The following is a 599-nucleotide window of genomic DNA, read 5'->3' as shown; positions in this document are numbered from 1 at the left end:
TTGCCCCGCTGGCAACCCACCGGCGCGCCCAGCCCGAACCCGGCGCCGGTGGCGTGCCAGCGGGGCAACGCGCGAGGCCCCGGCGGGAGCTGAGCTCGCCGCCAGGGCCATGCAATCGGGGAATGATGGGGTTGGGTCGGGCCGTGTTCCTCCGGTACGGATCGGGCCCGTGACGGACCCGGCCCGGCCCGGTCGGGGCGGTGCGGGGGCCGGGCGCCGCTGCCGATTACGCAGCGCCTCGTGATCCGTCGCCGCCTCCACTGACCATGGCGCGGACGTAGCCGTGCGCAGCCGTGGTGTCCTGCGGGTTGCCCAGGGCGGTGGCGAGGGCCGTGACCAGGGCGCGGAGCTGGTGGCTGAGACTGTCACGGGTGATCCAGTCCCAGGCCGCGTCGTGCCGTTCACGCAGCGGGAGGATCTGACGGACCAGATCCTGCGCGATCTGGTCGCGGGCGGCCTCGCACAGGGCGTCGACCAGGGCGGCCGCCCGGGGTTCGGGCAGACCGCCGTCGGCAAGCCTTTCGATCATGTCGTGACGCTGGCTCTCCAGGTCGAATGCCTGTTGCCTCGCGCGGCTTCGAGCGGAGGGATGCATGGGG

Annotated in this window: 1 protein-coding gene; it reads right to left on the bottom strand. The window is 73.6% G+C overall.

All coding sequences use genetic code 11. From position 1 onward, the window contains the following. Positions 1-226: 226 nt before the first annotated feature. Positions 227-529, bottom strand: a complete 303-nt coding sequence (locus RM812_RS42110) for a hypothetical protein (RefSeq protein ID WP_311586288.1) — start codon at positions 527-529, stop codon at positions 227-229. Positions 530-599: the final 70 nt, after the last annotated feature.

Origin of the sequence: Streptomyces lancefieldiae, from assembly GCF_031845825.1 — a bacterium.
GTDB lineage: Bacteria > Actinomycetota > Actinomycetes > Streptomycetales > Streptomycetaceae > Streptomyces > Streptomyces lancefieldiae.
This window is presented reverse-complemented; position numbering and strand designations above follow the sequence as displayed.